The following is an 8657-nucleotide window of genomic DNA, read 5'->3' as shown; positions in this document are numbered from 1 at the left end:
GACCACAGCAGTCGAGGCGGGAGATCTTGAGACTTGCGACGCCCTGTTCGATATCGAGTTCGATATGCAGGCAATCGTGGGGGAGACCGAGTTTCACTACCAAGACAAAGACACTTGGGTCGAGCAGATGCAATCGCGTTTGGACGCTGCGTTGCCGCTGCATCGTCAGTTACTCGCTCAGTTCTTCCTGAAGAAAACGACCTTCCGATTCGTATCGACGCAGGAGGAAGACGGGGAACGGCTCATCGTCATGCGTGCTTCGAGCAACAGCACTGGCGAGCTCGACTATTACCTCCTTAAGTTGGGCAAAGCGGAGGAAGTAACAGTCGTCAGTCTGCAGAGCCTTGGAGGAGGTAATGACCCGCGCGAGATCCTCAAGTTCATCTCTCGGCGGTATGCGCCTTGGGAGACTAGTGCAGGACTCATTTCTGAAGAGGCACCCGATCGCACATTACTCAGCAACGAGAAACGTTGGGGCATGCAACTTATCCAATGCACCAAGCGTGGTGACTATCGAGGTGCCTTCGTTGCACAGCTGAACCTGCCGAAGTCGCTCGGGGGTAACCTGTTCTTGACGCAAATATCGCTCGCGTCTGCGTTGCGCCTCAGGGACCAGGTAAAGGGAGACGGAGAGGAGAATGCTCGCTGGCTGGAAGCCGCGGACAAACTGATTGAGCACCTGGAGTCCACGGTTCCCGACCATCCGTCAACGGCGCTCAAGACCATCGACTATCACCTCGAAAAAGGCGATCCGGACAAGGCGCTGCGAGGAATTGAAATCTTGCGAAAACAAATCGGCGACGACGCTCTGCTGCGCATCAATGAAGGGCACGCTTTGCTCCTTAAGCAGCAAGCCAGCCAGGGACTTGAAATGGCAACAAACGCACTCCAAGAGGTACCATACGTCGGCTCTGCTTACATTGAAGTGGCGGGCATGTATGCCAGTACCGGCGATTATGACAAAGCCTTGGAGTACTTGGATAGACTTTACAAGACGCACAAGATTATGCCGGACGAAGAATATCTGACTGGCGATGCTTGGGTTAAGTTCTTCAAGAGCGATGAGTATCAGGCGTGGAAGTCGCAGCATAACACCTGACTTCCACACCGTCGGTGAAACGAGTCCCCCCTCCCTACTAACACCAGAACATCGGCACCACCCAGGGATCGTAGTCCTCGGGTTGCTTGGTGCGATGGACCGTCTGGTCGTCGGTCGTGCTGTGGTCGTGATGCTTGTTGCTCGAGTCGAACTCGTCCCGCTCAAAGAGCCACACGCAGAAAATGCCAATGGCGTAGGGAATGGCCGCCAGCGCCGTGGCCAGGTGGTGGAGCACACCGTGTTGCGTGGCGGGGTGGTTCTCGGCAATCAAATGAGCTGGCAGGGCGTGTCCGGACAGGGCCAGGAGGCTGGAACTCGAGGCCGTGGGGCAGGTGCTGCTATTCGACATGACAAGGTCTCCCGTGGTAGTTGATTTCGCCACTTTGCTCGGCCTCGTTGCGAGTCCGACTTGCTCCCTGGTGGCGTCGTACATAGGAGGAAAGCGGAAGGCAGACCTGATCGGGGCAACGATTTTGAGATTTTTCTCTCCGGCGCGTAATCTTTCCGGTTCTGCTATGATCCGGGCAGTTCGAGCCTGGGCCCGAAGTGCCCGATCCCCCCAGAAAGGCTACGCATGCAGTGGAAACTCCGCTTCAGCCTGCGAACCTGGTTCTTGCTGTTCACAGTCGTGGCGCTCGCCAGCTTCTGGCACCTGGGCGGGGCAGTGCGACAAAAGCAGGCCGTGGGGCGGGTACATCTGCTGGCCGGGTATGGGATGAATCCCGACGAATGGGCCAACTTCACCAAGCGGCCTGTGCAGTTCGACGTCTACGACCAGGCAAATCCTCCACAGACGCTGGGCGAACGGGTCCAGCAACAGCTTTGCCAGTACATCGGCTACGAGTACTTCGGCACCGTGAGCGAGATAAGCCTTACCGATGCGCCACTCGAGGCGGACGACTTGACCCTGCTGGCAGAATTGCCGGATCTGAGATCGCTTAATCTGACGGGCGCGTCGATCGATGACGATGCGATGGTGCACGTCGCCAGGTGCAAGTCGCTCGAGAAGCTCTCGATCGCCTATACTCCGATCACGGATGAGGGATGCAAACGCCTCGCGTCGCTGGCGAGGCTCCAAGAACTCGATATCCGTGGCACACGCATCTCGGCTGCCAGCCTTCCCGTACTGCAAGCAATGCCCAATCTGAAGCAGGTGAAGGCCGAACACCTGGACATCCGAGACGCCAGAGGACTTCGCCAAGGCGTCGTTTCGCCGGGGCGGTGAAAGCCCCGCTGACAGCGATTATCGATCCCCGAGAACTCGCCGCGCTACAAACGCACCAGCAACGACGACCACCATCGACCACTGCGTGCCAGGCTCGGGGACTGGCAGACTGAGCAGGCGCACCCGGCCGGCCGTCAGATTGGGCGCCGCGAGCACTCGCCGTCCCTGCTGCCAGTGAAAGTCTGCAAATCCGCTCAGCCCGAGCGGCGTGGACATGTCCATTTCGAGCGTGTCGATGTCGAACCGGTGCAGCGTTCCGGTAGCCCCACCGTTGGTCACCCAGTCGGAGTAGATTATTTCGCCATCGCCAAATAGGGAGATACCGTCCAGGAAGCGGCCCGCGTTTGACAATCGGGTGTCAAACGTCGCGCTGGCACTATCGACGTCAAGGTCAAGCACCAAAACCTCGCCATTGGATGTACTGCCGACATTGTGAACCAGGTTCGCAGCCACGAAAAGTTTATCGGTCGCGGGATCGAACGCCAAACCGTTGGGCGCGCTGAGCGTAAAGTCGAGATCGATGGGCAGGAAGGACTCGGCCACGGTATCGATCAAGAACAGTTTTTTCACGTTGGTGGCCGAGACCACCAGGTGCCGATCGGAAACCTGCACCAGGTCGTTGAGAAACGAGACGCCCTGGCTACGCAGGTCGACCCGCACCGGCGCGGCGACCCCATCCAGGTCGAAACCGATCACTTCGTCCAGGTCCGCGGCAAACAGGCGATTACCGAGGAAGGCCATGCCGGTAGGTCCATCGAGTTGGCCCGGTAGCGAGATGAACTTCTGCTCGATCAAGTCGCCCGTGTAAGAAAGCTTCGAGATATACCCGTCACCGTCCTTACCAAGTGGATTTGATCCCGTTCCCAGATTCGACGCAAACAAGTACTGGTCGTTGCCAATCACGCTCTCCGGCCGGCCTCCGACAGTGACCTCCCCGATGGTCTCAAACGGCAATGCCTCGGCGTGTACCTCGGCGAGTAAGACGAGCGGCAACGCGAAACACAGCAAGCGAGCAACGAGGTGCATGGTAGTGATTCCCATCGGTGTGCAGGTTCGACCTGGGACCAACAAAAAAGCCATCTCGAACCTCGACACGCTTGCACCAAGGGCGGCGGACAAGTGAGTCGATTCGAAATGGCTATTCGTTAGCGGTCTACGGCAAGGAGTGCGACTGGTAGTTCCCGCCTCAACGGCAGGGAAGAGCAGCCACTAATCTAGCCACACGACGCCCTTGCTGACAATCTTCAATAAGTAAATCAGTCGAAAATCTCGCGAGAAGTCCGCCATTTAGCGAGATCGCCAGGGTTCACCCGAGAGCGGCTGGCATCTCCGGCTCGGCGAGCGGATACACCGACGTCTTCCCGCGGCCCCGCGGGGGGGAACGTAAGGCGGCGGGAACACGCCCAGCGCATAGCAATGGCCGCGAGCTACTCAGTGAGCAACCCGCGGCCAGAGACAACTAGACTAGCAGTGTGCGATTACTAGTCTCGTGGGTCTACATCAACATCTACACCACCACGTCCGAGGGTGACGTCGACGCCGCCGCGATCCCGGTCGCGGCGGGCTTCGCGATCGCGTTGTACTCGATAGCGTTTATCGATGTCCTGGGTGAAGTTCGGATCGGCGAAGTTGGGCCAATTGTCCTGGTCGAACCCTTCAGCGCCTTCAAGCTGCTGCTGCGTCACATCCAGCGTGACAATAAACTCACCTGAGTTCTCAGAATCGGGACGGCACTGGAAGGCCTGCCAGGGAACTGCGAACAACTTGTCGCCAATCCCAACGAACCCACCATAGGTCACTGCCGCGTAGCGAATTTGACCATTGGTCGGATCGAGCACCAAATCGTTGATTTCGCCGACGTCGTCACCTTGGGGATTCACGATGTTGTGGCCGATCACGTTGCTGGCGCGGACCACGTGCTGCGGTCGGCTGCGGTCCGCATCGTTTGCTGCGTCACGCAGCGCGGGCCGGCGTGATTCGTACCGCTGCGGCTGTTTTTGCTGTTGCTGTGCACCGTCACGGATGGCGTTTTGGGCAGTGGATGTGGTCATCATGCCAACGGAGGTCGCCACAAGAATGGCCAGTCCACCCGCGATCAAGCTTAAGGGTTTCATCGTTCTGCTCCTGGGGTCGTTGAGAAAAGGGCCTCGGCGCACCGCCGAGGCAGAAGGCTACCAGTCTTGGCTCAGCACGAGCAGTTCGACTCAAACTCTGCTACCTGTTTCTCGGCCTCTTCCTTGGCGAAGCCGTACCGCTCTTGGATCTTGCCCTTGAGCTCTTCGCGCTTGCCGTTAATCTTGTCCAGGTCGTCGTCGGTCAGCTTGCCCCATTGTTGTTGCACCTGACCTTTGGTTTGCGACCACTTGCCTTCGATTTGATCCCAATTCATCGCAATCTCCTTTTGGTCTGACGTTCAAACACGCAGTACCGCTGCCACAATGCGACAGCAATGGAAGTTGCCTGCGTGATTGCTACTACAACCGTCAAAAGCAGTTCGTATGCCAATCCCGAGACAAAGGGTAGATGAAGGCAAATTTGGACATTCAAGCCACATCAGACTGCCCAAGTAGCCACAAATCTGGACGATGGAACACCGCGCTGTTCCGAAGGCGACCAATGCCCGCGTGGAGCCGGCGGGTGTGCTTGAACTACGATGAACCAAGATTGTGGATCGCCGCCGACCAGATGAGAAGAACCGAGCCGCAGCACCCTTTCCACCCGGGAGGAAGCATTTTCAGGCGGGGTGTGCCGGGTTGCCGTCGGGGTTGGCTCGGCGGAGGCCGACAAGGCGAGCCAAAACGGTATACCGAAGACTAGCGAGGTCTACGCTTCGATGGCCTTCAAGGCTGCGAGCGCCGCTTGGTGTACGTGACCATTTGTCGCGAGAACGCCGCGGTTTTCGAGCAGCGACGTGCCGTGCGAAAAGTCGAGCGGCTTGCCATCGAGATCGGTTACCCGGCCGCCCGCTTCCTCGACCACGATCGAGCCAGCTGCCTGGTCCCAGATCTTCTCGCGATAGTCGGGGCGACTGGCGCTGAGCAGACGCACCAGCATTTCGCCGCCGCCGGCGGCCAGCACCGCGTTCTTCGCCTGGCTGTCCATCGGAATCGGCTGGGCTTCGACCCCCATGGCCCCCGAGAGCTGGCCGAGTTGGCCCGTATTGGTGTGGGCGGTCTCCACCGAGCGGAAGATGCGAGTTTCCTTCACCTCTTCGCAGGGCGAAACCTGCAGCGGCTTCCAGTCGTCGTCGCCCGTGATGCTGGTCACAAAAGCACCCTCGCCCCGCTTGGCGATCAGCAGGGCTCCGCTGCCGCCCAATTCGGGGGTGAGCTGATCATTGAGCTCGGGACAGCCCAACACGCCCAGCACCACTTCGCCACCATCGATCAGCGCCAGGGCCACAGCATACTGGTCGCCCCGCAAAAAGCCCTTGGTGCCATCTACGGGATCGAGCGTCCAGAACTTGCCTTCCGGCTTGGCGTTACCGTGGTCGATGAGCCGACAAACATCGTCGGAGCTGACACCCGGTATGTGGGCCTCCAGGAAATGCCGAATCTGGGCAAGGGTCTCCCGCCCCTCGCCGGTGGCATTCAGATCGCCGGCATCCTCTTCGCCCACCAGCCGAGCCTCGGGCAGGGCCTCGGCCATTCGTTTGGCGACAATGGCTTGGGCCGAAAAATCGGCCACAGTCACGGGCGATTTGTCGCCCTTGGTGAGAGCCTCGGTGCACATTTCCTGCTGCACACGGCGTGTGAGCTGGGCAGCTTCGCGCACAGCGTCAATCGCGAACTTGGCTTCGGGCGTGTCGAACATGATGAAGGAATCAGTGGTCAGAAATCGGGGAACAGGGACTGAAAACGATCGCCCACCTGAGAGGACGTGTCGAAAGGGAATCCCCGAATCCTGGCCCCCGACCCCTGAATCCTCCTCGAAAGCTACCCCGCCAGGACTTGAACCTGGAATGAGGGAATCAAAATCCCTAGTGTTACCGATTACACCACGGGGTATCGCAGCGTTGAAATCTAGTTTAACAGAGCGGCACAGTCTATCGAAAGTGGCCCCACTGCCTAAGGCCAATTCGGCGGGAAGTTCTGACGTGTCACGGCCTTAAGTCCCGCTGCTGCGGTTCGCCACCGAGAAACAGAGTTGCTCCAGTTCGGTGGCCAGGTCTACTCCTACGTGGCTCACATGGTCGGGAAGGTTCAGGGTGACCGGGGCAAAATTCAAGATTCCCGCCACGCCAGCCGCCACTAACCGATCGGCCGCCAGCTGGGCAGTACTCGCTGGCACGGCCACCAGACCAAGCTCGATTCGCTGGTCCTGGACCACTTGAGCCAGGTCGTCCAAGGCGAAAACCGGCACCCCGCCCAGCTGGCGGTTGGTCTTACTCTGGTCGACGTCGAAGGCCGCCACGATCTTGAACCCCTGCGAAGCGAAGCCCCGGTAGCCCAACAGCGCCTGGCCCAGATTACCCACGCCCACCATGGCCACGCGCCATTCGCGGTCGGTTCCCAGGATGCCCCGAATGGCGCCTATCAGCTCGTCGCAGCGGTAGCCGACACCTGGTTGCCCGAAATGCCCGAAATAGGCCAGGTCGCGTCGCACCTGGGCATCGCTGAACCCTAGTTGCTGCCCTAATCGCCCAGAACTGGTCGTGGCATGGCCGGCCGCAATCAGGTGATGCAGTTCGCGCAGATACAGGCTCAGCCTGCTGACGACGGCTTTGGGAACATCTTTTGGATCGACGGAGTCGGACTTTCGGCGGCCGCTGCTCATATCTACATGCCCGGGGGCGAAGGATTGGCGGCGCTGGATATTCGCCGGACTACCAGCAAGGTTGCCCCACAAAGGGATGAATCGTCAAGCCGACCTTACCGCAGCCGGCGCATTTTGCATCCTACCGCTGGCATTCTCGTCGCCGTCGCTTTTGGCGGATCGATGCGCAATCCCGGCACGCCACGCTCCACCGTTACAACCGACGCCCGAGATCTCGGCCCTGGGCAGACTAGGCAAGCTATAAGTGCTGACTGAGAAGAGATTTGCGACTACGCAGGATTCGCCTAATGGGAAAAGTGACGAAATTGCGGTGCATGCAAAAAATAGGAGGTTCAGCTAAGGGATACGGGCCAGGGTTCCCGAATCTATTAGGGACGGAAGTTATCCGTTTTGACCAACCTGTTCATTTCCCCACGATCTGTTGCTGAGGAGGCGAAAAACCATGAAACGTGCATTGGGTGCGTCGCTTGTGGCGATGCTGATGCTGACGGCGGCTACACAAGCTGGCGCCGGCAATTGCGGTACTGTGAGCTACGACGGGTGCGACCCCTGTTGCCAGCCACACTACCACACTGTTTACCGTACTAAATACAAGACGGTATACGACAAAGTTGAAGAAACTCGCTATCGCACGTGTTACGAGCGCGTGCCCTACGAGAAGACGGTGAACTACACCAAGTACACGACCGAGCAGCGTCAAAAGCAGGTCAACTACACGGTGATGGTCCCCACCTACGAGACCAAGACTCGTAACTACACGGTGATGAAGCCCGTTTGGGAAACTCGCCAAAGAGAGATCAACTACACTGTTTGTAAGCCGGTTTGGGAAACCAAGACCCGTACTTACACCGTGAACAAGCCTGTGTGGGAAACTCGCCAGAAGGAAGTTAACTACACGGTCATGGTTCCGACCTACGAGACGAAGACCCGCACCTATACCGTGTGCAAGCCAGTCTGGGAAACCAAGACTCGCACCTACACTGTGCACAAGCCGGTTTGGGAAACACGTCAGAAGGAAGTGAACTACACTGTTTGCAAGCCAGTCTGGGAAACCAAGACTCGCACCTACACGGTCAACAAGCCAGTGTGGGAAGAACGCACCCGTGAGGTGACCTACTACGTCCGCAAGGCCGTACCGTACACCAAGACGGTTACTTATAAGACTGGCCACTGGGAAACTCAGCAGTACACGGTTCCTGGCCCGACCCGCACCAAGTGCGTCCGCACCCCTGGCAAATGGGTATGGAATCCGGCTACCTGCTGCTGCTGCTACTGCCCTGGCAAGTGCCAGAAGGTGTGCGTGCAGTGCCCGCCGAAGACTTGCTGCAAGAAGGTTTGGGTGCCTGAGTGCAAGACCAAGGAAATCTGCTGCACCAAGTACGTATGCGAGCCTCGCACCAAGACTTGCTGCTACAAGGTTTGCAAGATGGTTCCCGAGTGCAAGACCTGCACCTACAAGGTCTGCAAGATGGTTCCTGAGTGCCGCACCAAGACTTGCTGCTACAAGGTTTGCAAGATGGTTCCCGAATGCAAGACCTGCACCTACAAGGTCTGCAA

Annotated in this window: 9 protein-coding genes and 1 tRNA gene; 3 read left to right on the top strand and 7 right to left on the bottom strand. The window is 58.5% G+C overall.

Annotated elements, in window-relative coordinates; translation table 11 throughout:
• A partial coding sequence (locus tag NG895_RS29045) for a tetratricopeptide repeat protein (protein WP_252856082.1) occupies positions 1–1099 on the top strand: 1099 nt, incomplete at its 5' end.
• Positions 1100–1136: 37 nt separating this feature from the next.
• Here NG895_RS29045 and NG895_RS29040 read toward each other — a convergent pair.
• A complete protein-coding gene (locus tag NG895_RS29040) occupies positions 1137–1448 on the bottom strand; it encodes a hypothetical protein (RefSeq protein ID WP_252856081.1) in 312 nt (103 codons plus the stop codon).
• A gap of 225 nt (positions 1449–1673) precedes the next feature.
• On the opposite strand from NG895_RS29040, the gene NG895_RS29035 reads away from it, so the two are divergent.
• Complete coding sequence (locus NG895_RS29035; RefSeq protein WP_252856080.1) at positions 1674–2324, top strand: leucine-rich repeat domain-containing protein; 651 nt, start codon at positions 1674–1676, stop codon at positions 2322–2324.
• Between the two features lie 18 nt (positions 2325–2342).
• Here NG895_RS29035 and NG895_RS29030 read toward each other — a convergent pair whose 3' ends face one another.
• From NG895_RS29030 to NG895_RS29005, 6 genes are all read right to left on the bottom strand, one after another.
• Positions 2343–3350 (bottom strand): SMP-30/gluconolactonase/LRE family protein, encoded by a 1008-nt coding sequence (locus tag NG895_RS29030; RefSeq protein ID WP_252856079.1) that lies wholly within the window; start codon positions 3348–3350, stop codon positions 2343–2345.
• Positions 3351–3805: 455 nt separating this feature from the next.
• Positions 3806–4438, bottom strand: a complete 633-nt coding sequence (locus tag NG895_RS29025; protein WP_252856078.1) for a PRC-barrel domain-containing protein — start codon at positions 4436–4438, stop codon at positions 3806–3808.
• Positions 4439–4509: 71 nt separating this feature from the next.
• A complete protein-coding gene (locus tag NG895_RS29020; protein ID WP_252856077.1) occupies positions 4510–4713 on the bottom strand; it encodes a CsbD family protein in 204 nt (67 codons plus the stop codon).
• Between the two features lie 434 nt (positions 4714–5147).
• A complete protein-coding gene (locus tag NG895_RS29015; protein WP_252856076.1) occupies positions 5148–6137 on the bottom strand; it encodes a 3'(2'),5'-bisphosphate nucleotidase in 990 nt (329 codons plus the stop codon).
• A 122-nt stretch (positions 6138–6259) separates the two neighbouring features.
• Positions 6260–6331, bottom strand: a tRNA-Gln gene (locus NG895_RS29010).
• 100 nt (positions 6332–6431) lie between these two features.
• Positions 6432–7100, bottom strand: coding sequence for a redox-sensing transcriptional repressor Rex (locus tag NG895_RS29005; RefSeq protein WP_252856075.1), 669 nt, complete (start codon positions 7098–7100; stop codon positions 6432–6434).
• Between the two features lie 442 nt (positions 7101–7542).
• Between NG895_RS29005 and NG895_RS29000 the strand changes: the two genes are divergently transcribed.
• A partial coding sequence (locus NG895_RS29000; protein WP_252856074.1) for a hypothetical protein occupies positions 7543–8657 on the top strand: 1115 nt, incomplete at its 3' end.

Origin of the sequence: Aeoliella straminimaris, from assembly GCF_024054565.1 — a bacterium.
Taxonomy (GTDB): Bacteria; Planctomycetota; Planctomycetia; order Pirellulales; family Lacipirellulaceae; genus Aeoliella; species Aeoliella straminimaris.
Note: the sequence above shows the minus strand (reverse complement) of the source record. Positions and strands in the feature narration are given on the sequence as shown.